25 protein-coding genes are annotated in these 20,673 nt (G+C 42.8%); all 25 read right to left on the bottom strand.

What is annotated here, in order from left to right; all coding sequences use genetic code 11:
• Positions 1-196 precede the first annotated feature (196 nt).
• Positions 197-1,930 (bottom strand): DNA repair protein RecN, encoded by a 1,734-nt coding sequence (recN, locus tag AC20OE_RS07880; protein ID WP_126681610.1) that lies wholly within the window; start codon positions 1,928-1,930, stop codon positions 197-199.
• A 33-nt stretch (positions 1,931-1,963) separates the two neighbouring features.
• Positions 1,964-2,413, bottom strand: coding sequence for a transcriptional regulator AhrC/ArgR (gene ahrC / locus AC20OE_RS07875; protein WP_024422938.1), 450 nt, complete (start codon positions 2,411-2,413; stop codon positions 1,964-1,966).
• A 369-nt stretch (positions 2,414-2,782) separates the two neighbouring features.
• Positions 2,783-3,637, bottom strand: coding sequence for a TlyA family RNA methyltransferase (locus AC20OE_RS07870; RefSeq protein WP_366203852.1), 855 nt, complete (start codon positions 3,635-3,637; stop codon positions 2,783-2,785).
• Positions 3,634-5,535: a 1-deoxy-D-xylulose-5-phosphate synthase gene (gene dxs, locus AC20OE_RS07865; protein WP_059374868.1), complete on the bottom strand. Its 1,902-nt coding sequence runs from the start codon at positions 5,533-5,535 to the stop codon at positions 3,634-3,636. The genes AC20OE_RS07870 and dxs overlap by 4 nt, the downstream gene beginning before the upstream one ends.
• A 150-nt stretch (positions 5,536-5,685) precedes the next feature.
• Complete coding sequence (locus AC20OE_RS07860; RefSeq protein ID WP_197412135.1) at positions 5,686-6,582, bottom strand: polyprenyl synthetase family protein; 897 nt, start codon at positions 6,580-6,582, stop codon at positions 5,686-5,688.
• A complete protein-coding gene (locus AC20OE_RS07855) occupies positions 6,566-6,826 on the bottom strand; it encodes an exodeoxyribonuclease VII small subunit (protein ID WP_003215880.1) in 261 nt (86 codons plus the stop codon). Before AC20OE_RS07855 ends, AC20OE_RS07860 begins: the two co-directional genes overlap by 17 nt.
• The gene (gene xseA / locus AC20OE_RS07850) at positions 6,823-8,169 is read right to left on the bottom strand and encodes an exodeoxyribonuclease VII large subunit (RefSeq protein ID WP_059374870.1); all 1,347 of its coding nucleotides are present in this window, start codon (positions 8,167-8,169) and stop codon (positions 6,823-6,825) included. Before xseA ends, AC20OE_RS07855 begins: the two co-directional genes overlap by 4 nt.
• 70 nt (positions 8,170-8,239) lie before the next feature.
• Complete coding sequence (folD, locus tag AC20OE_RS07845) at positions 8,240-9,091, bottom strand: bifunctional methylenetetrahydrofolate dehydrogenase/methenyltetrahydrofolate cyclohydrolase FolD (protein ID WP_039179869.1); 852 nt, start codon at positions 9,089-9,091, stop codon at positions 8,240-8,242.
• An 11-nt stretch (positions 9,092-9,102) separates the two neighbouring features.
• Positions 9,103-9,498: a transcription antitermination factor NusB gene (gene nusB, locus AC20OE_RS07840; RefSeq protein ID WP_012010530.1), complete on the bottom strand. Its 396-nt coding sequence runs from the start codon at positions 9,496-9,498 to the stop codon at positions 9,103-9,105.
• Positions 9,499-9,708: 210 nt separating this feature from the next.
• On the bottom strand, positions 9,709-10,116 hold the full coding sequence (locus AC20OE_RS07835; protein ID WP_034280262.1) for an Asp23/Gls24 family envelope stress response protein: 408 nt from the start codon (positions 10,114-10,116) through the stop codon (positions 9,709-9,711).
• A 25-nt stretch (positions 10,117-10,141) separates the two neighbouring features.
• On the bottom strand, positions 10,142-11,491 hold the full coding sequence (accC, locus tag AC20OE_RS07830) for an acetyl-CoA carboxylase biotin carboxylase subunit (protein WP_039179872.1): 1,350 nt from the start codon (positions 11,489-11,491) through the stop codon (positions 10,142-10,144).
• 11 nt (positions 11,492-11,502) lie between these two features.
• Entirely contained in the window at positions 11,503-11,985 is a 483-nt protein-coding gene (gene accB / locus AC20OE_RS07825) for an acetyl-CoA carboxylase biotin carboxyl carrier protein (RefSeq protein ID WP_039179875.1), read from the bottom strand.
• 195 nt (positions 11,986-12,180) lie between these two features.
• A complete protein-coding gene (locus AC20OE_RS07820; RefSeq protein WP_024428006.1) occupies positions 12,181-12,813 on the bottom strand; it encodes a SpoIIIAH-like family protein in 633 nt (210 codons plus the stop codon).
• Entirely contained in the window at positions 12,813-13,484 is a 672-nt protein-coding gene (gene spoIIIAG, locus AC20OE_RS07815) for a stage III sporulation protein AG (RefSeq protein WP_039179881.1), read from the bottom strand. The genes AC20OE_RS07820 and spoIIIAG overlap by 1 nt, the downstream gene beginning before the upstream one ends.
• Positions 13,477-14,109, bottom strand: a complete 633-nt coding sequence (gene spoIIIAF / locus AC20OE_RS07810) for a stage III sporulation protein AF (RefSeq protein ID WP_041086144.1) — start codon at positions 14,107-14,109, stop codon at positions 13,477-13,479. The genes spoIIIAG and spoIIIAF overlap by 8 nt, the downstream gene beginning before the upstream one ends.
• Positions 14,110-14,123: 14 nt before the next feature.
• Positions 14,124-15,317 carry a stage III sporulation protein AE gene (gene spoIIIAE / locus AC20OE_RS07805; RefSeq protein ID WP_059374872.1) on the bottom strand — a complete coding sequence of 398 codons (1,194 nt, stop codon included), beginning with the start codon at positions 15,315-15,317 and terminating at the stop codon, positions 14,124-14,126.
• Between the two features lie 19 nt (positions 15,318-15,336).
• Entirely contained in the window at positions 15,337-15,750 is a 414-nt protein-coding gene (gene spoIIIAD, locus AC20OE_RS07800; protein ID WP_087978339.1) for a stage III sporulation protein AD, read from the bottom strand.
• Positions 15,747-15,953, bottom strand: coding sequence for a stage III sporulation protein AC (spoIIIAC, locus tag AC20OE_RS07795; RefSeq protein WP_003153142.1), 207 nt, complete (start codon positions 15,951-15,953; stop codon positions 15,747-15,749). The genes spoIIIAD and spoIIIAC overlap by 4 nt, the downstream gene beginning before the upstream one ends.
• Before the next feature lie 19 nt (positions 15,954-15,972).
• Positions 15,973-16,488, bottom strand: coding sequence for a stage III sporulation protein SpoIIIAB (spoIIIAB, locus tag AC20OE_RS07790; protein ID WP_059374873.1), 516 nt, complete (start codon positions 16,486-16,488; stop codon positions 15,973-15,975).
• Positions 16,482-17,405, bottom strand: coding sequence for a stage III sporulation protein AA (spoIIIAA, locus tag AC20OE_RS07785; protein WP_059374875.1), 924 nt, complete (start codon positions 17,403-17,405; stop codon positions 16,482-16,484). Before spoIIIAA ends, spoIIIAB begins: the two co-directional genes overlap by 7 nt.
• 66 nt (positions 17,406-17,471) lie before the next feature.
• Positions 17,472-17,753: a YqhV family protein gene (locus tag AC20OE_RS07780; protein WP_059374876.1), complete on the bottom strand. Its 282-nt coding sequence runs from the start codon at positions 17,751-17,753 to the stop codon at positions 17,472-17,474.
• 169 nt (positions 17,754-17,922) lie between these two features.
• Positions 17,923-18,480 carry an elongation factor P gene (efp, locus tag AC20OE_RS07775; protein WP_024422954.1) on the bottom strand — a complete coding sequence of 186 codons (558 nt, stop codon included), beginning with the start codon at positions 18,478-18,480 and terminating at the stop codon, positions 17,923-17,925.
• Positions 18,481-18,505: 25 nt separating this feature from the next.
• Positions 18,506-19,567 carry a M24 family metallopeptidase gene (locus AC20OE_RS07770; RefSeq protein WP_372556053.1) on the bottom strand — a complete coding sequence of 354 codons (1,062 nt, stop codon included), beginning with the start codon at positions 19,565-19,567 and terminating at the stop codon, positions 18,506-18,508.
• The gene (gene aroQ, locus AC20OE_RS07765; protein WP_034280247.1) at positions 19,564-20,007 is read right to left on the bottom strand and encodes a type II 3-dehydroquinate dehydratase; all 444 of its coding nucleotides are present in this window, start codon (positions 20,005-20,007) and stop codon (positions 19,564-19,566) included. Before aroQ ends, AC20OE_RS07770 begins: the two co-directional genes overlap by 4 nt.
• Positions 20,008-20,115: 108 nt before the next feature.
• Entirely contained in the window at positions 20,116-20,643 is a 528-nt protein-coding gene (locus AC20OE_RS07760; RefSeq protein ID WP_047202279.1) for a YqhR family membrane protein, read from the bottom strand.
• Positions 20,644-20,673 lie beyond the last annotated feature (30 nt).

Raw genomic sequence — 20,673 nt, 5'->3', positions numbered from 1 at the left:
ATTTTTCACTCTCCTCGCTCCTTACCCACACCAGAACACTCATGTTTTGGCTACATCTTTACTTTTGCCTTCTTCGAGAGGATTTATAACCGGCAGCTTTAGAAAATGATTGGATAAATTGATAAAAGAAAAAGACGATTTTATGGGTATATACGCCGTCTTTTACACAACATAAAAAAGGCAGCTGATGATTCAGCTACCCTGTTGTTTTGACATCATTTGCTTGGTGCAATAGTTCTTTTGCGTGCTGTTTTGTCAGCTCTGTGACTTCCACACCGGCAATCATCCGGCCAATTTCACTCACTTTTTCTTCATGACTTAATGGTTTGACACTCGTCAGTGTTCTGCCCGCTTTTGAGCGTTTCGAAATGAAGAGATGTGTGTCAGCCATTGCGGCTACTTGAGGCAGATGTGTAATGCAGAGCACTTGTGATCCAGATGCTACTTTGTAAATTTTTTCAGCAATGGCTTGTGCGACTCTGCCGCTGACGCCTGTATCAACTTCATCGAAGATAATGGATGCGACGTCTTGTTTGGCTGAGAAAATACTCTTCACAGCGAGCATGACACGTGAAATTTCTCCACCTGAGGCTACTTTCGATAAAGATTTCATCGGTTCGCCTGTATTTGTAGAAATGACAAATTGCGCTTGGTCGATTCCATTTTTCCCGAGCTGGACAGGTTTTCCGTCTAATAGCGGACAATCGGTGCTTCCAAAAGGCGCATATCGAATAGAAAAAGCTGTATCAAATGATGACTTCTCCATATACAAATCCTTGAGCTCCGTTTGAATTTGCTTCGCTAGCTTTTTGGCCCATTTTTTACGCAGCTCCGAAACGTTAAGTGCTTCCAGCAGGGCATCACGGCTCATCGCATCCAGTTTATTCTTGAGCGTCTGCAGATGGCTGTCTCGATTTTGAATTTGATCGATTTCTTCTTCAATCTTCGCCGCATACTCCAAAATTTCCTCAACGGTTGTGCCGTATTTTCGTTTTAGCTGCTTCATTTCATTCAGCCTGGATTCAATAAAATCAAGACGAGCCGGATCGAATTCTAATTGATCCAGCATGCTTCGCATTTGGAAAGTTGAATCCTCTAATAAGTAGTAGGAATTCGATACTTGTTCAGATAGCTTTTTCAAATCATCATTGATCTCAGACACCTGCTCAAGCTCGCTTGAGGACATGCCAACCCAATCTAGTCCTCCTTGTTCATTACGCAAGGCGTTATACGCGTTTTGAAGTGAGGAATAGATTTTTTCGTAGTTGCTGATTTGATGACGCTCTTCCTGAAGCCGCTCATCTTCTCCCGGCTCTAACTGCGCTGCCTCAATCTCCTCTAGCTGAAATTGCAGTAAATCTAAGCGGTGCACCATTTCCTGCTCATTCTCGGACAGCTGTCTTAGCTTTTGAGCCGTTTTCATATATTGATCATATGCTTCTTGATACTGCAAGAGAGCCGGTGCAATTTCTTCTGCTCCAAATTGATCGAGCAAATGCAGATGATTTTCATCTTCCATAAGCAGCTGGTTATCGTGCTGACCATGTATATCAAGCAAAAGCCGTCCTACTTCACGTAAAAGTGAGATGGTGACAAGCTTTCCATTAATCCGGCAAATGCTTTTCCCGCTGTTGTTAATATCACGGCGGAGGATCATCATTTCATCTGATGCGTCAATTCCCTGCTCTTCGCATAGAGCAAATACAGGATGATCGGCTGGTACAAGAAAAAGCCCTTCCAGCTCTGCTTTTTTTTCACCGTAGCGGACAAATTCAGAGGACCCTCTTCCTCCCACGAGAAGTGAGACAGCATCAATCATGATGGATTTTCCGGCACCTGTTTCCCCTGTTAGGACTGTGAGTCCTTTTTCAAATGAAACCGTTAACTCTTCAATGATTGCAAAGTTTTTAATGGTTAGTTCTGCTAACACTCATTTGACACCTCTTTTAGTAAACCTGATTCTTTATAGAAGCTCTAAAATTTTGCTCGAAACTGTCTCTGTATCATCTGGAGTGCGGCAAATGATTAAAATGGTATCATCTCCGCAAATCGTTCCCATAATTTCTTCCCAATCTAAATTGTCCATTAAAGCACCAATCGCCTGAGCATTACCCGGCATTGTTTTCAGAACAATTAAATGACTGGCAGCATCCATTTTGATAAATGCATCCATTAGGGATCGCTTCAGCTTTGACAGCGGGTTAAACCGCTGATCCGCAGGAAGACTGTATTTATATGTTCCATTGTTCGTCGGAACTTTCACTAAATGTAATTCTTTAATATCTCTAGAAACGGTCGCTTGTGTGATGTTATATCCATCGGCTTTCAAAATATCGACCAATTCATCTTGTGTTTCAATTTCTTGGCTTGCAATGATTTCTCTAATTTTAATATGCCTTTGACCTTTATTCATATTTGACCCCCCTAGGCGTTTTATTCTCAGTTTGTCTTTACGTTCTATGTTATATGATGCACACTTCAAAAAACAAGCATTACGTGAGATCCAGCCGATTCTCGTCTTTTGACCATGTAAAAAGGAATAATAGCGAGCTATTATTCCTTTCAGCGTGTAGACAAACCCTCGCATTCGGTGTCAGTCCTGCGCGCTGGTGCTCACGAATGTCAAATTCGCTCCGCTCCAGTGCTCGAACTTCCTAGACTTCAAAGGTTTTCTATCACGCTGAAAAGAAGACAAAGGGCTAAAATAAAGATCATTTTAACCCTTTGTCAACAATCTGAAAAGGAATAATAGCGAGCTATTATTCCTTTTGTATCAATCATCTCATGTGTCAGCCGGCTCAGGGCTGTTTTTCTTTTCTTTCAATACAGAATGGGCTTCCTTCACGACTTTCTCAAGTTCTGAAGCAGGAAGTGCCGCATTTTCTTCTTGATCAGGATGAAGCACTAAATGAAGCAGAAATTCAATATTTCCGTCTCCACCAGTGATAGGCGAAAATGAAACATCCTTTACATCATAGCCTTCTTTAGCAGCAAATTGATTCATCTCTTCTAGTACACCGAGGTGGACAGACGGCTCGCGCACGATGCCTTTTTTCCCAACAAGGTCTCTGCCCGCTTCAAATTGAGGCTTGACGAGTGCAATACAGTCACCACCCGGAACAAGAATATGTTTTAAAGCTGGCAGAATGAGTTTAAGTGAAATAAAAGATACATCAATTGAAGCCACTTCTGGCAATCCTTCAGTAAAATCAGCTGGGACGGAATGGCGGAAATTGGTGCGCTCCATGACGATCACCCTGTCATCCTGCCTTAATTTCCACGCGAGCTGATTGTAGCCAACGTCTACAGCATATGATTTGACCGCTCCATTTTGAAGAGCACAATCCGTAAATCCGCCTGTAGATGAGCCAATATCAATCAGCAATTTCCCTTCAACTGTCAGGTCAAATTCTTTGAGCGCTTTTTCGAGCTTTAACCCGCCTCGGCTTACGTATTTGAGAGGATTCCCCTTCACTGTGAGCGGCGTATCACGAGCAATTTTCTCTCCTGGTTTATCCAAACGGTTTTCATTTGAGTAAACGATTCCTGCCATGATGGCACGCTTTGCTTTCTCTCTTGTTTCCATTAGTCCTTGTTCGACTAATAAAACGTCAAGTCGTTCTTTCTTTGATGTCATGATCCAATTCCTTTTCTTGGTGCTGCGGGAAGCAGGCCACGTAAAGTCTCAGCAACCTGTGCTTTCGTCAGACCAATTTCTTCAAGCAGGGCATCAACACTTCCATGCTCAATAAATTGATCTGGGATACCCATCCGTTCTACTTTGATATGTGATGCTTTCTTGTCGTGTACATATTCTAATACACTGCTGCCAAACCCGCCTTGGAGCACAGCTTCTTCAATCGTTAAAATCGGAATCCCTTCAGAAAGAATGTCATTTAGCATCGCTTCATCAAGCGGCTTAATAAACCGAGCGTTGACGACACGAATTGATTTTCCTTCTTTTTGAAGTTCCTCAGCTGCTTGCAGTGCCATTTTAATCGTCGTTCCGAATGTTAAGATGACGGCATCCTTCCCTGGACGAAGAACCTCCCAAGACCCAATCGGAATGGTTTTCAGCTGTTCATCCATTTTCACGCCCAACCCATTTCCACGCGGGAAACGCATGGCAATAGGACCGTCATCATACTGAATGGCTGTATTGACCATGTGCTGACCTTCATTTTCATCCTTCGGCATCATGAGCACCATATTCGGCATATGACGCATGAAGGCAATATCAAACACACCTTGATGCGTTTCTCCATCTGCACCAACAAGACCCGCACGGTCAATCCCGATAAATACATTGAGGTTCTGGCGGCAAATATCATGCAGCACTTGATCATAGGCTCTTTGCAGGAACGTAGAATAAATCGCTAAAAATGGCTTCATATCCTGCGTCGCAAGCCCAGCTGCCATTGTGGCTGCATGCTGCTCAGCAATTCCTACATCAAACATTCGCTCTGGAAATTCCTTTGCAAAGCCTTCAAGTTTTGAGCCAACAGGCATCGCAGGCGTGATGGCCACAATTCGCTCATCTTTACGCGCAAGCTTTCTGACTGTTTCACTGACAAGACCACTCCATGACGGGGCAGCTGCTGCTGGTTTTACAAAGTCACCTGTATCAATTTTGTATGGACCTGTACCATGCCAAGTCCCAATTTTATCGGATTCTGCCGGCTGATAGCCTTTTCCTTTTTTCGTGATGACATGTAGCAAGACAGGACCTTTTGTTTTCTTTGCATATTCAAGGTTTTCAAAAAGATCTTCATAAGAATGTCCATCGACAGGACCTAAGTAAGTGAATCCCATTTCCTCAAAGAACATGCCAGACACAAGTAAATACTTGAGGCTGTCTTTAATACGCTCTGCTGTGGCAGCAAGCTTTCCGCCTACAGCTGGGATCCGCTTGAATAAATATTCGAGCTCGTCCTTTACCCATTGGTATTTGCCTGCTGTGCGCAGTCTGCCAAGCATTGTGTGAATCGCGCCGACGTTTGGTGCAATACTCATTTCATTATCGTTTAAGATGACGATCATATCTTTCTTTTCATCACCGATATGATTCAGAGCTTCCAGCGCCATACCTCCGGTTAATGCACCATCTCCGATAATCGGCAGGATATATTCATCTGTTCCTTTAATATCACGCGCCGCCGCCATACCCATCGCGCCAGATAATGACGTTGAGCTGTGACCTGTTTCCCATACATCATGCTCGCTTTCGTTTCGTTTAGGAAATCCGCAAAGTCCTTTATATTGACGAAGCGTATCAAACTCCGCCCCTCTCCCAGTTAACAGCTTGTGAACATAAGACTGATGTCCAACATCCCAAAGGAATTTGTCTTTCGGGCTGTCAAATACTTTATGAAGGGCAACCGTAAGTTCAACGACACCCAGGTTCGGACCGATATGCCCTCCAGAGTTAGCCAAGGACTCAATTAAAAACATGCGAATGTCAGCACTAAGCTCCTCTAATTCTGCTATTGACATTCCTTTTAGAAACGTTGGATTTTTTATTGATAAAAGATCCAATCAGGATCAACTCGCTTTCAACAAAATTTCTATCTACATATATAATGCCTTATTCCTATGAAAACCAAGCGGGAATAAGAGTTGTCTCATCATGATAAACTGTTTACAGTTTACCACAATTGCTCGAAGACCCTCAAATCTAGGCTGTTTTTAATGATCTCTTGAGGCGATCAGATCACATAACTCATGCAGCAATTGCTGCTCTATTTCAAGATTTGAGACAATTTCTTTTGCACGTGTGATGTGCTCGTGCAGTTTTTCTTTTGCTCCTGAAAGCGTTAATAAAGAAGGATATGTCGACTTTTCATTCGCTGTATCAGAGCCGACCCGTTTTCCTATTTTTTCTTCGCTTCCTTCGAGATCTAAAATGTCATCACGGATTTGAAAAGCAATACCGATATGATAGCTGAATTCTCTTAGTTTTTCGATTTCGTCATCTGATGCACCTGCCAGCATGGCACCTGCTGTGACGCTGAATGTGAGAAGCTTTCCTGTTTTCCGGGCGTGAATGGATTCTAGTTCTGCAAGCGGGACTTGTTTTTGCTCTGCTTCCATGTCATCAAATTGCCCGCCAACCATGCCTAGCGCACCTGCTGACTTCACAAGTTCATCTACGATTTTGAGTTTTTGGTCAGGAGAGACGCTGCTAGATAGCTGAGATGTAATCAGACGGAAGCTTTCTGTTAAAAGAGCATCGCCAGCGAGAACCGCTGTTGCTTCCCCGTATACTTTATGGTTGGTCGGCTTTCCTCTGCGAAGGTCATCATCGTCCATGCAAGGAAGGTCGTCGTGTATCAATGAATACGTATGAATCATCTCTACAGCACAGCCAACCGGTATGCCATCTTCTTCTTTTTTGCCGTAGGCATGTAATAAAGCAAGAACGAGAACAGGACGAAGTCTTTTCCCTCCAGCTTTAAGAGAGTAAAGCATCGAAGATTTGAGGTCTTCTGGAATCTTCAATTCCTGAACATATGTAAATAAATAATCTTCAATGGCCTGTTTTCGTGTTGTTAAAAAATCCTGCAAATTACTTGTCACCAGCATCTGCCTCCTTCACTGAGAAAGGAGCCAGCTCACCGTCCTCTTTTAAAATGAAATCCATCTGCTTTTCAACGTGCTGTAATTTTTCATGACAAAGCTTTGAAAGTGTCATGCCTTCTTGGAAATAATGAATGGCTTGCTCAAGTGGTACATCTCCTTCTTCGAGCTTCCCAACGATCTCCTCAAGACCTTTCATCGCTTCTTCAAATGTCATTTGTTCTTCTTTTTGTTTATTTGATTCTGTCATGATGATTGCCCCTCCTTCTCAATAACCTCACAAATCAGACGTCCATCCTTCATGGTGATAGCCAGCTGATCCTTCGTATCGACTTGGTTCACACTTTTAATCAGTTCATCGTCTTTATAGGCTAAACTGTAGCCTCTTTCCATCACTTGAAGTGGATTTAATGCATTTAGTTTACCAAGAACAGATTGGAACTGCGAATGAATTGTTTTCATTTGCACATTCATGCTTCGGATGAGCTGTTCTGTTTCATTGGCATAGCGTTTTTTCGCTTGAAGCAGCTGCTCTTTTGGATGAAGCGGCTTCAACCTGTATGTCTGGCGGTCTAGTTGACTGCGTTTTTGTTCAATTTGTCTCGTCAGCTGTTTTTGAAAACGGTCAAAGACCAAATCGAATTGCTGCTCTTTTTGCTCCTGCAATCGTTTTGGAAAACGGAAAGCATAAGAGGATTGCAGCGCCACAAGACGGTCTTTCGCTTGTGATGTTCGATTCTTCACGGCCCTTGTCAGCCGAATGTCGATGGATTTGATTCGTTCTATTAAATCGGCTGTGCTTGGAACAGCGAGCTCGGCTGCTCCTGTTGGTGTGGGTGCTCTCATGTCTGCAGTAAAATCACTGATTGTAAAGTCCGTTTCGTGCCCTACTGCAGAAATGATTGGAATGTCTGATGCGAAGATTGCTCTTGCGACAGCTTCTTCATTAAAGGCCCAAAGTTCTTCGATCGAACCGCCTCCTCTTCCGACAATCAAGACATCACAGAGCTGTTTTTCATTTGCTTCCTTGATCCTCTCTACGATTGAACGAGTGGCATTTTCACCTTGGACAAGCGCCGGAAGCACAATGATTTTCGCCTGCTGATAGCGCCGGTTAATCGTTGTAATGACATCCCGGACAGCCGCTCCTGTTGGGGATGTAATGACACCAACAACCTCTGGATATTCAGGAATTGGTTTTTTATAGCGCGCATCAAATAAGCCTTCACTTGCCAGCTTTTTCTTCAGCTCTTCATAAGCGAGATGAAGAGCACCAACACCATCAGGCTGCATTTCTTTTGCATATAATTGATAGTTGCCGCTTGGTTCATATACTTGAATCCCGCCGCGTACAAACACTTTCATTCCGCTTTTTGGTGAAAAAGGCAGCTTTGCTGCGGAACGCTGGAACATGACAGCTTGCATGCGTGCGTTTTCGTCTTTTAAGGTGAAGTACACATGACCTCTTGAATGAATCTTCACATTGGATAACTCACCTTTGATCCAAATATCTTCTAAATGCGGATCAACATCAAATTTTCTTTTTATGTATTTTGTAAGGGCTGTGACCGTCACAAAGGCTTTTTCACTCATGACGTATTCCTCCTCTTCAAAAACGCACATTCATCCACCGGCAGCATGCAGGTGGATGAATGGATAAAGCTTATGCTAATGTACGTTTTGCTGATTTAACCGTATTGTGTGCAAGCATCGTAATCGTCATTGGACCGACTCCGCCAGGGACTGGTGTGATGTAAGAAGCTTTTTCTTTTGCTCCTTCAAAATCAACATCCCCAACAAGCTTCCCAGTATCCAAACGATTGACTCCTACATCGATGACAATTGCGCCTTCTTTGATTTGGTCAGCTTTAATAAAGTTTGCTCGACCGACGGCAACAACTAAAATGTCCGCTTTTAACGTGTGTTCTGAAATATTTGCCGTTCTTGAATGGCAGTAAGTAACCGTTGCGTTTTCATTTAACAGCAATTGTCCAACTGGTTTGCCGACAATATTGCTGCGTCCCACAACAACCACTTCTTTTCCAGAAAGATCGACTCCCGTTTTGTTCAATAATTCAACAATACCTGCTGGTGTACAAGGAAGGAATGTATCTTCCCCAAGCAGCATTTTCCCGATATTTAATGGATGGAAACCATCTACATCTTTCTCAGGTGAAATACGTTCAATAACGGCTTTTTCAGAAATGTGTTTAGGCAGTGGAAGTTGAACAAGAATCCCATGGAATTGATCGTTCGCATTGTACTGATCAATCAGCTGAAGCAATTCTTCTTCTGTTAAAGAAGCATCTAAATGATCAAGCTGGAAATGCATGCCCATTGCTTCTGCTGCTTTTTTCTTCCCGCGTACGTAAGAAAGTGAAGCCGGATCATCACCGATTAGAATAACGGCAAGACCAGGTGTGACTCCTTTTTGTTTTAGCTCTTCTACTTCTTTTGCTAATTGTTCACGCTTTTCTTTTGCTGTTTCTTTCCCATCGATGATTGTTGCTGTCATGTCGAATCCTCCTATTGCTGCTTTAGGTCGTTTTTAATGTTCGAAAGTACACCATTTACAAATTTCGGTGCTTTATCATCGCCGAATAATTTGGCAAGTTCAATCGCTTCATTCATTGAGACACTAACTGGGATGTCTTCTTGATACACCATCTCGTACACAGACAGCCTTAAAATGGCTCTGTCTACGTTTGCAATACGATCGAGTTTCCAATTCACTAGATGCTGTGAGATCATGTCATCAAGCTTGTCCTTTTGTTCAAGCACACCGAAAACCAGTTCCTCGAAAAAAGGATCTGATTCTTGTTCATCCAGCGCATGTGTAATGGCCTCTTTCGGATCAATATTGCTCACATCAATTTGAAATAATGTTTGTAACGCCTTTTCTCTTGCAGTTCTTCTTTTCATTATTTACTCCTTTAACCACTTTATCCGCTTGTCGTTAAGCCATACAGAGATCATAACATATTTTGACCGTGGTCGCACCAAGATCCATGCGAGCTGTGACGAAAAACGAATCAATCAACACGTGACGTTATCAATATTCGGAAATCACCCAAAAATGGGCTTTAAAAAACCAAAGAGGCAATGCCTCCTTGGTTTCACTTGAACCCTTCTTTACATTTCTTGATCTACTTCAGCCTCAGGTGCTTTTGTATCAAATTGAATGCCAACGACATGAATGTTAATTTCATTAATCGTTAAGGCAGTCATGTTTAAAAGGGTTTGACGGATATTTTCTTGTACAGCAGTGGATACCTTTGGAATGGATAGGCCAAATTCAACCACACAATACACATCGATTGTGATGCCTTCATCAGAGACATCTACTTTTACACCTTTACGGTGATTTTTTTTACCAAAGCGTTCTGCTACATCAGCAGCGAAATTGCCGCGCATTTCGGCAATGCCTTCGACTTCTGAAGCGGCGATCCCAGCAATGACTTCAATCACTTCTGGTGCAATTTGCACTTTTCCCAATTGATCTTCATCAAGGTTCATTTCAAGCAAATTGTTTTCTGACACGATCATTCACCTCCGAAAGCTGTGATTATTTCATGATTTGGTATGTTTCTAAAAACTTCGTATTAAAATTACCACTCACAAATGTTTCATGCTCGAGCAATCTAAGGTGGAATGGAATCGTTGTGTAGACTCCTTCAATGACGAATTCTTGAAGCGCACGTTTCATTTTCGCAATCGCTTCTTCTCTCGTCTTACCATATGTGATCACTTTTGCAATCATGCTGTCATAATATGGCGGAATCACATAGCCCGGATAAGCGGCAGAATCAACACGTACTCCTAAACCGCCTGGCGGAAGATACATTTTAATTTCACCAGCTGAAGGCATGAAGTTTTTCTCTGGGTTCTCTGCATTGATACGGCATTCGATCGCCCAGCCTTCATATACGACATCCTCTTGTGTAAGAGAAAGCTTCTCACCTGATGCAACCTTGATCTGTTCTTTGATCAAGTCTACACCTGTGACCATTTCTGTCACAGGATGCTCTACTTGAATACGAGTATTCATTTCCATGAAGTAGAACTTCTCTTCATTATAATCATAAATGAATTCAACTGTTCCAGCACCTGTATATTCAACAGCTTCTGCTGCTTTTACGGCTGCTTCACCCATTTGCTCACGGATGTCTGCATTCAGTGCTGGTGATGGCGTTTCTTCAAGAAGCTTTTGCATTCTTCTTTGGATCGAGCAGTCACGCTCTCCTAAATGAATCGTATTGCCATGCTGATCTGCAAGCACTTGGATTTCCACATGTCTAAAGTCTTCAATGAACTTTTCTAAATAGACACCAGGGTTCCCAAAGTTTTGCGCCGCTTCCTGCTGCGTGATGGTGACTCCGTTAATAAGCTCTTCTTCTGTACGAGCCACACGGATTCCTTTACCGCCTCCGCCTGCAGTTGCTTTAATAATGACAGGATACCCAATACTAGCTGCTGTTGAAACAGCATCATCAAGATCTTTTACAATTCCTTGAGAACCAGGAACGATCGGGACGCCTGCACTCTTCATTGTTTCTCGCGCGACATCTTTTGTTCCCATTTTGGAAATCGCTGACGCGGTTGGTCCAACAAAGATTACATTACATTCCTCGCAAAGCTCTGCAAAGTCTGCATTTTCTGCTAAAAAGCCGTATCCTGGATGGATGGCATCTGTTCCTGTTAATTTTGCTACGCTGACGATATTCGTGACATTTAAATAACTATCTTTAGAAGCAGTTGGTCCGATGCAATATGCTTCATCAGCCATTTGTACATGCAGCGCATCGCGATCCGCTTCAGAAAATACCGCAACAGTTTCAATTCCAAGCTCTTTACAAGCGCGGATAATTCTAACTGCGATTTCTCCTCTGTTTGCAATTAATAGCTTTTTAATCATGATCGTACTCCTTACTCTGCTTTCACTAGAAAGAGGGGTTGTCCGAATTCTACAAGCTGACCGTTTTCAGCTAATACTTCGACGATTTCACCTTTTACTTCTGCTTCGATTTCATTAAACAGTTTCATCGCTTCAACGATACATACAACTGAATTTTCCTTCACCTTAGAACCTGTTGTCACGTATGGATCTGCTTCTGGTGAAGAGGAAGCATAAAATGTGCCAACCATTGGGGATGTGATTTTATGCAGATTTTCAGACGCAGTTGCCTCTTGTGCAGGGGCTTCAGTCTGAGCTGGAGCTTGTGCTGTAGGAGCTTGTTGAGCTGGAGCTGCTTGGACAGGAGCCACTGGTGCTTGTGCCGCAACTTGCTGAACGACTTCTTTATTTTTCTTCAGTTTGATTTTCGCACCTTCGTTTTCGTACGTAAATTCGTCGATTGTAGAGTCGTCAATTAATTTAATCAGTTCATGAATTTCTTCAATTTTTAACATGGATTTGCACCCCTATGTATGGATTTATCTTTTAATTATAGGCTAGTACTAAAAGTACGTACTATACACATCTTACAGGAGGATTTCAATGAATTCAACTACTATTGTGGCGAAGCGTCTCGCGAAAGCACCTTGGAAGGGGCGTCAAGCCGCATCAAAAAACGCCCTTTTCAGCAAAGGGCGCCAGTTCATTTTTTATTGATTAGTGGGCTCAAAAGTGACAGCTACGTTATCAAGACCTCTCATTTCTTTTGTTACCATATCAATAATATCGGCCGCTTGAGACTTTGATTTTTTATCAGAACGAACCGTGATGCTCACTTTATCTCCTTCAGCACTTACGAGCGCATCTTTATAGCCTTTTGTTTTGATCAAGGTCTCGAGCTGACGCTCAGTTCCTTCTGCTTCACTAAGCGCTGTCATTTGATCGTATGCTTCACTTTTTTCTTGCGCTGTTGCATCGTCACTGGAGACGATTTCGTTGTATTCTTCGCGCTGCTTGCTTCGTTTATCTTCCAGCTCTAGTCTGTATGTTGTAAAAAGCTCATCGTCTGTTTGCTCTGACACAGCCTTTCCTTCTTCACCGCTTGTTTCGATATCCTCTTGTTTGCCGTTTGTTTCTTTGTCAGTGGATTTCTTATCAGCGCCTTTTTCCATTCCTTTGTCCGTTCCTTTTTCTGTTTCAACCTTTTTCTCTTCAGTCCCTTTAGATTTCGTATCTTCTACTGTCACTGCATTTTCACCCTGTGGAGACATGATATAGTACACACTTAATACGACAACTAAACTTAGCATCGTTAATAGCCAAACCGTTTGTTTTTTTAACATCATTCCGAATCCTCCTTGATTTTTTTAGGGGCAACAGCCACTCTATGGCTCGGTACATCAAGCACTCGTGTAACCGCTTCAATGATGGTTTTCTTTATTTGAACGTTGTCTACTCCTTGAGCAACAACGAGGACACCTCGAATTTCTGGTTTTTTCGTTTGCACAACGACTGGTGTTTCTTCATTGCCATTTTTGATGATGACGACTTCTTCTTCTTTTGTTTGATCGGTGACACTTCGTACGCCGCCTTCTTTATCTGTTTCCTCGGTCGTTGTACTTTTATTGGATTTGTTTTTTTCAAACACTTTTAAAGACGTTGCATCTACATTGACCACGATGGATACATCCTCAACGCCGATGATGGTCTCTAAAATTTCTTTCAGCTGGTTTTCGTATTCTTGCTCCACGTCCTCAATTGAATTCTTTGGTTTACCTGAGGATGCCGGTTTGAATACTTCCTGCTCTTCTGAGGATGTTTTTTTAGCAGCAGGAACCGCAGCTTGTTGTTTGCTTGATGGCGGTGACAAGATCTGACTGACTAACATGAAAGATACGCCGATAATGAATACAAGCAGCAAGTAATGGTGCTTCGTTAATTTGGGTTTCCCTTCACCTTTTTCAGGCGGCTGGAAGAATGATTTCAGCTTTTGTTTCCAGTCCTTGTTATTCATGATCTGCTGCGTCACCTCCCTCAATGTTCAGCGCGATGTGCTCAGGACTCGTATTCCAAACATCAGCCAGCGTCTCTTTTACCCTCGTGATCTCTTTGCTAGAAGATTCAGCGCTTTCCTCCTTTTGCCTGGAGAGATCAATGTCCACCTTTGCCACCGTTTCTACAGCATCACCTGTGAGCGGGGAAAGAACTGCTTTGATGCGAAATTGATCCGCCTCCATATTCTGATCCAGATGCTCCTCATCAGCCAGCACTTCTACGTGTTTCATTTCATAGCTCTCCTTCTCCAGTGGCTCCTTTGCGCTTTTTTCTAGTTGGACAGCCATTTGCTTTAAAATATATGCACGCTGAGAGGCTTGTATTTCTTTTTTTTCTAAATTCATCTGATTTTTTATTTCTTCTGACTGCGCTTCTTCCTTCCCTTTCATCAATTCTGAAAAAATTTGGTCAGGATCTGCTCGAAATAAAGCAAAAATCGGATTGAGCATTACGACGATGAGCAGCAGACTGACGACCATTTTTGCATACTTTTGCATGCTCGAATTGGGAAGCAGAAGATCAATGACAATCGCAAATAAGATAAAGAGAATAATACTTGTGATCCATTCCGTGAGAAAGCTCAAAAGGTGTCCCCTCCTTACTTCATCATCATGGTCAGGTTACCCGCAGTGATGATGACGGTAATGCTTAAAAAGAACATGAGCGACACAACTGCAAGTGCGGCAAATATATACAGCACACTTTTTGAAATGACATCAAGACAGCTGATGATGGGTCCGCCCCCTAACGGCTGAAGGATCGCGGCAGCAAGCTTATATATAAGGGCTAACGAAAGTACTTTAATCGCCGGGAAGGCGGCAATTGAAATCAAAATGGCGACCCCAACTAGTCCAACTGTATTTTTAAGTAAAACAGAGGCGCTGATCACGGTATCCGTCGCATCTGTAAACATTCTGCCTAGAACAGGGATGAAGTTACCGGTAATGAATTTGGCTGTACGAAGAGCGATTCCATCAGTAACCGCCGCAGATGCACCCTGAACGGAAATGACGCCGAGAAAAACGGTCAAAAAAACGGCAAGCCCGCCAATTGCCACATTTCTTAACAGCTGCGCAAGCTGGGTGACCTTGTATTGTTCGGTCAGCGTACTGACAATGCTCAATATCGCTGATAAAAAGATGAGCGGAAGAACGACATATTGAATGAAAACACCGCTAGTGTTCATTAAAAATAAAATAACAGGATGAAAGAATCCGGCTGAGACAAGCCCGCCTGATGAAGCAATAAGCGCTAGTAAAAGAGGAATAAGAGCAAGAATAAAACTGGTCATCGTTTGAATAGCTTCTGTGGCATAGGAAATCGCCACATGAAAGCTGTTGAGTGCAATAATAATCAGCACCATATAAACAAGAGCATATGCGACTTTGCTGACAGTGCTTTGTTCAAAGGCATTTTGCAAAAGCTGCAAAAGCGAACAAAAGATGGTGAGTAAAATGAGAGTACCTAGGAGCTTTCCGTTTGCAATGACCTCGTGAAATAGATAATGTACAAAGGCTTTCAGCCATGTTTCGGGAGACAGCTCTTTATCGCCGTCAATCATTTCCTTCACTGTGCCCTTTTGGCTTTCTGGCAAAAAGCCGCCATACTCGTCCAAAATGGTTTCCCAAAAGTCACTGATGGAATGAAGCTCAAGTGCATCAGCCTGTCCATTCGCCACTTCCTCTGCTGCTGGCTGTTCATTAGATAAAGGTTCTTTTTCTTCTGCACCTGCATGCGGAGCAAACAGCCAAAAGAAAAGCATTAATCCCATTACAGCGGTCACCCGTTTCATTGTCGTCACCTCTTTTCATTTACGTCATGGACGGGATCATCCCTAAGATCGTCTCAATGATGACTGTTAAAATCGGGACTGCCATAACCAAGATGAGAATCTTACCGCCTAGCTCTATTTTTGATGCAATGGCGCCCTGTCCAGCATCTTTTGTCAGCTGAGCGCCAAATTCTGCAATATAGGCAATGCCGATGATCTTCAATATGGTTTCAACATACTTCATATTGACGCCAGCACTTGCTGCAATTTTTTCAATCATTGAGATAATGGCATAGATTTGATCAATTAAATAAAGGAAAATCACACATCCAGTAAAAACGACAAGCATAAAGGCGAAGGTTGGCTTTTGTTCTTTGACGATTAATGCTAAAAAAGTAGCGATTAAACCAAGTCCAACAATTTGTATGATTTCGATTTGTAAGCCCTCCCCTATCCTTGAAATAGAAATACGGCTTTAATCTTTTTAAACAAATCATCTACAATGGTTGCCACCATAAACAAGATGTAGATAAACCCAAGCAGCGTCACCCACTGAGCGTACTCTTTCTTCCCCATTTGGTCTAAAATCGTATGGAGAAAGGCCACGACGATGCCTACTCCGGCAATTTGAAAAATGACGTTTACATCAACGCCCATGCTCTCGACTCCCTTCCTCTCACATCAATAAAAGAATCAGTAACAATCCGCTTAAAAATCCAAGGCTTCTGACCATTTTTTCATTTTTCTCTTGGGCGATTTCTGCTTCTTTCTCCTCTGATTCCAAATGGCCTAAAGCAAGCTTGATGTACTTTTGCTGAGAAGTGACATCATGCTGGCCAAGAGTTTCCCCAAAGTGCTTCAGCGCCTCATATTCGCCTTTTTTCAATACAGTCTTTTTCCAAACATCTTCAAGACTTTCGTTCCATGCATGACGTGCAGAAAAAGTCCCCACTTTCAGCTTTTCTGCAAATTGTTCAAACAGCTGATTCACTGGAGGACCTACCTGCGCTGCAATTTGCTCTGCAGCCCGCGCTAAAGGGGTTTGGCCATACATAATTTCAGCTTCAAGAGACTGGAGAGCAAAGCGCAGCTGCCGAATTTGTTTAGGTCTGTCGCTGTATCGTTTGGCAAACTCGAATCCTCCCCAAGTCGTGGCCGCGACAATGAAAATAGCGCCAATGAGCTTTAACATACGTCCACTCCCCGCCTCCATTTCATCTCTTGGCCGTCCCCGCCGTAAATCCGCCCGATCGTACCTGGTCCATTGTTTCGATTTAATTCAACATATCGTTCAAACACACGAAGCTCCCATAACGGCTTAAATGAAGGACGTTTATAAACATCTTCAAGTGAATAGCCATGAGCTGAGACGATGATGTTGACTCCAGCATGAATCGCTTCTAAAAGTGCCTCGACATCCTCACTTTTTCCGATTTCATCGACAATCATGACCTCTGGGCTCATAGACCGAATCATCATCATCAACCCTTCAGCCTTTGGACACGCATCGAGGACATCAATCCGGTGGCCAAAATGGTGCTGCGGCACCCCTCTGATACAACCGGCAATTTCAGAACGCTCATCAATAATGCCTGTTTTTCTAGGAGGAATTGTCTTTGTGCCTGTACTAGCAAGACGTGCTATATCCCGGAGCAATGTGGTTTTCCCCGTTTGCGGGGGACCGATGATCAGTGTATTGTGCCAATGCTCTTTATATAAATAAGGAAGAAAGGGAAGCGCAATCCCGATTTTTTCTTTCGAAATGCGGATATTAAATGAAGAGATATCTCTTAGCCCTTTGACAAATCCGTTTTCAACGATCACCTTTCCTGCAAGTCCTACCCGGTGTCCGCCAGATATGGTGATATAGCCCTGTTTTAGCTCTTCCTCAAGTGTGTACATGCTGTAATTGCTCAGCCTGCCTAATAGCTGAGACGCATCTTCCCAGGTGGTGTGATAAGAAAGGAAACGTGGTTTTCCTCCTTGCATCAGTTCAATAGGACGATCCGTGCGAATGCGGATTTCTTCTATTTGCGCCCATTCTGCCTCTTTCAGCAGTCTGAGTTCTTGTCCAATCGAGTGCGGGAGAATATCCAACAAACTCCGCAACGAATTCCCCTCCTTTTTTTCTTCTCTAAAATGTATGATGTGAGCCGTTAATTATGCCAAGCCGTTTCACTTATAGATCCCAACAAGAATAAACACGACACCAATGAAAATGAACACGAGCTTTGCATAGGATAACTGCCCTGCAATTTGATAGATTCCAATCGTCATCGTGATAATAAAAATGAGCGGTCCGATGATCGCCAATATACTATTGATGACCACTGCTTTCCGTACATCATTTGTGATTAAAATGAGGATGGCTGCCGTCAGTTCAATGGCGGCGGATAAGAACCTCATGCCTGCCATTGCAGCGACCGACGGGTGTATGCCTGGGAGCAATTGTTTCATATAGAACCTCCAGCTTTTTTTACACTATATGCTTGACCAGCTGGAAGTAGTCTTGTTTTTCAGGAAGGAAGAGAGATGAATGAGAGAATTGAGAGAAGGCCAGTCTTGAGGAGTCATTTTTCAATAAAAAAAGACTGTAAACACGAGGTTTACAGCCTTTTTTCGTTCATTACGCTCTTGAAACGTATGAGCCGTCTGATGTATTAATTACTAGTTTATCTCCTTGGTTCACAAAGAAAGGAACGTTGACGATTAAACCAGTTTCAGTTTTTGCAGGTTTTGAACCGCCTGATGTTGTGTCACCTTTAATACCAGGCTCTGTTTCTACTACTTCTAGTTCTACTGTGTTTGGAAGTTCTACTCCAAGTGTTTCAGCACCGTACATCACGATTTGAACAGACATATTTTCAAGTAAATATTTCAGCTCATCTTTAATTTGTGCTTCACTTAGTTCAAGCTGCTCATAAGAACTTGTATCCATGAAGACATGCTGATCGCCATTAGCATACAAGTATTGCATTGTTTTTGTTTCGATTTGAGCTTTCGCTACTTTTTCGCCTGCGCGGAATGTTTTTTCTTGAATGGCACCAGTACGCAGGTTACGCAGTTTCGAACGAACAAACGCTGCGCCTTTCCCTGGTTTTACGTGCTGGAAATCCACTACTCGCCAAATACCGCCGTCCACTTCAATTGTCAGGCCAGTACGAAAATCGTTTACTGAAATCATTTTGTCATCCTCCTACATTTCACCATCATAATATGATAAGTTCTTTCGGTGAGTGGGTCAATCGTTTATTGCCGTCAGCTGTCAGGACAATATCATCCTCAATTCTCACGCCGCCGACATCTGGCAAGTAAATCCCCGGCTCAACTGTGACGACCATTCCCTCTTCTAAAACGACCTCTGATCGTGAGGAAAGGCCTGGCGCTTCATGTACTTCCATACCTAGGCCGTGCCCGGTTGAATGCCCGAAGTATTGACCATAGCCGTACTTTTCAATGATGTCTCGTGTGATGCGATCAGCTTCTTTTCCTGTTAAGCCTGGCTTGATTCTATCCACACCAGCGTTTTCTGCTTCTAATACGATATGATAAATTTCCTTTAGCTTGTCGCTTGGTGTTCCGACAGCAATCGTTCTTGTCATATCAGAACAATAGCCTTTATAGTAAGCACCGAAATCGAGTGTCACTAAATCACCAGATTCAATTACCTTTTCACTCGCTCTTCCGTGCGGCAGGCTTGAACGAACACCAGAAGCAACAATCATATCGAATGAAGATCCTTCAGCACCTTCTTTTCTCATGAAAAATTCAAGCTCGTTCATGACAGCAATTTCCGTCAGGCCCGGCTTGATGTAAGTGAGAATATGATCAAAGGCTTGATCTGCAATCTTCGCAGCTTCCTCTAATATCTTAATCTCTTCACTAGACTTAATCAAGCGCAACTTTTCAACTGATTCAGAGACTGGAACAAGCTCTATCTCACCTGCTTTGGCTGCGTACTGCTGATACGTGGCAAATGTCATATGGTTTTGTTCAAACCCAAGGCGTTTTACTCCAAATTCCTTCGCCGTTTGGGCAGCCGTTTCCACAATGTTTCCTTTATGTTCAATGATGTCATAACCTTTGACTTGATCCTTCGCTTGCTCTGTATAGCGGAAGTCCGTGATAAAAGCTGCCCGGTCCTTTGAAACAACTGCAAGGCCGGCAGATCCGGTAAAGCTGGTCATGTACTGTAAATTAAAGCTGCTCGTAATGACAATGCCATCGATCTCTAATTCGCTTAAAAGTGTTCTTAGTTTTTCAAGTTTCATGATACTGCTCCCCCTTCACTGACTAAATAACGAATCGCCAATTTATACCCTTCTAAGCCAAGTCCAACGATTTGCCCTTGGCATACTGGAGCAAGTACAGAATGATGGCGGAATTCCTCTCTCTTATGAACATTTGAGATATGTACTTCAATGACAGATAAAGAAATACTTGCAATGGCATCTCTCAGCGCATAGCTGTAGTGGGTAAATGCACCCGGGTTAAACACGACTCCATCGTACTGATCTTCTGCTTCGTGGAGCGCATCAATCAAATCCCCTTCGTGATTCGATTGAAAGAACGTTAATTGAATGTTTGCTCGTTCTGCAAACTGGAACAAATCTGTCTCTAAATCTGTCAGCGTCTTACTTCCATAAACAGCAGGCTCTCTTTTGCCAAGCCTATTTAAATTGGGTCCATTCAGTACAAGAAAATGAGGCATATGACCACTCCTTCACCCTAATTCAATCTATATTGAGATCTGTTTCTTTTTCCTTAGAAACCTTTCGTTTCCAAAAATATTTTATCATATGAATAGGTGATTTACACTTTATTCTGTCTTTTTCCCGAGTGCCCTCGCAAGCTTTTGACTCGTCAATTCATTATATTCAAACGAAATGCTGTACCCGACAAACATGCCATATAAAATATATAGGCAAAATGTCGTAACAATGGTGCTTTGCTGCAAGTCTTGTACTTGCTTTACATCTGGGAAAATGGGATTAAATACGTAAAAAACAAGCAGCCATAAAAGCCCGCCATAAACCAGACCCATCCAAAAGCCTTTGATCCTTTTTAAAAGCCCATAATAAATAAAGGCGGCTCCAATCGATAAAATTCCTAACAGCATAATACTTATAAAAGTACCAAGTCCTCCCTTTTTCCACTCTCCAAGCACAAATGGCTGAAGCAACATGTTAGGACTCACCTCTGAAAAATGGAACACATGGGTCAGAAACCCGATAAAGCCCCAAAAAACACCGCCTACAAATCCTGTAGCAGCTGCTCTTGCCACAAGTGATGTCGTTTGCACGGACTGATTTTTTTCTTCTTGGTTTTTCTTTTCATCACGTTTCATTTGTGAACACCTCCAGCAAGTAGTATGTCC

Source organism: Bacillus sp. SRI_025 (genome assembly GCF_057592095.1).
This window is presented reverse-complemented; position numbering and strand designations above follow the sequence as displayed.

Bases quoted from the DNA above. Each gene is read 5' to 3' on its own strand.
- ahrC (WP_024422938.1), bottom strand. From the start codon at position 2,413: ATGAATAAAGGTCAAAGGCATATTAAAATTAGAGAAATCATTGCAAGC.
- AC20OE_RS07870 (WP_366203852.1), bottom strand. From the start codon at position 3,637: ATGACATCAAAGAAAGAACGACTTGACGTTTTATTAGTCGAACAAGGA.
- AC20OE_RS07860 (WP_197412135.1), bottom strand. From the start codon at position 6,582: ATGCTGGTGACAAGTAATTTGCAGGATTTTTTAACAACACGAAAACAG.
- AC20OE_RS07855 (WP_003215880.1), bottom strand. From the start codon at position 6,826: ATGACAGAATCAAATAAACAAAAAGAAGAACAAATGACATTTGAAGAA.
- xseA (WP_059374870.1), bottom strand. From the start codon at position 8,169: ATGAGTGAAAAAGCCTTTGTGACGGTCACAGCCCTTACAAAATACATA.
- folD (WP_039179869.1), bottom strand. From the start codon at position 9,091: ATGACAGCAACAATCATCGATGGGAAAGAAACAGCAAAAGAAAAGCGT.
- nusB (WP_012010530.1), bottom strand. From the start codon at position 9,498: ATGAAAAGAAGAACTGCAAGAGAAAAGGCGTTACAAACATTATTTCAA.
- accC (WP_039179872.1), bottom strand. From the start codon at position 11,491: ATGATTAAAAAGCTATTAATTGCAAACAGAGGAGAAATCGCAGTTAGA.
- accB (WP_039179875.1), bottom strand. From the start codon at position 11,985: ATGTTAAAAATTGAAGAAATTCATGAACTGATTAAATTAATTGACGAC.
- AC20OE_RS07820 (WP_024428006.1), bottom strand. From the start codon at position 12,813: ATGTTAAAAAAACAAACGGTTTGGCTATTAACGATGCTAAGTTTAGTT.
- spoIIIAG (WP_039179881.1), bottom strand. From the start codon at position 13,484: ATGAATAACAAGGACTGGAAACAAAAGCTGAAATCATTCTTCCAGCCG.
- spoIIIAE (WP_059374872.1), bottom strand. From the start codon at position 15,317: ATGAAACGGGTGACCGCTGTAATGGGATTAATGCTTTTCTTTTGGCTG.
- spoIIIAC (WP_003153142.1), bottom strand. From the start codon at position 15,953: ATGGGCGTTGATGTAAACGTCATTTTTCAAATTGCCGGAGTAGGCATC.
- spoIIIAB (WP_059374873.1), bottom strand. From the start codon at position 16,488: ATGTTAAAGCTCATTGGCGCTATTTTCATTGTCGCGGCCACGACTTGG.
- AC20OE_RS07780 (WP_059374876.1), bottom strand. From the start codon at position 17,753: ATGAAACAATTGCTCCCAGGCATACACCCGTCGGTCGCTGCAATGGCA.
- efp (WP_024422954.1), bottom strand. From the start codon at position 18,480: ATGATTTCAGTAAACGATTTTCGTACTGGCCTGACAATTGAAGTGGAC.
- AC20OE_RS07770 (WP_372556053.1), bottom strand. From the start codon at position 19,567: ATGAAACTTGAAAAACTAAGAACACTTTTAAGCGAATTAGAGATCGAT.
- aroQ (WP_034280247.1), bottom strand. From the start codon at position 20,007: ATGCCTCATTTTCTTGTACTGAATGGACCCAATTTAAATAGGCTTGGC.
- AC20OE_RS07760 (WP_047202279.1), bottom strand. From the start codon at position 20,643: ATGAAACGTGATGAAAAGAAAAACCAAGAAGAAAAAAATCAGTCCGTG.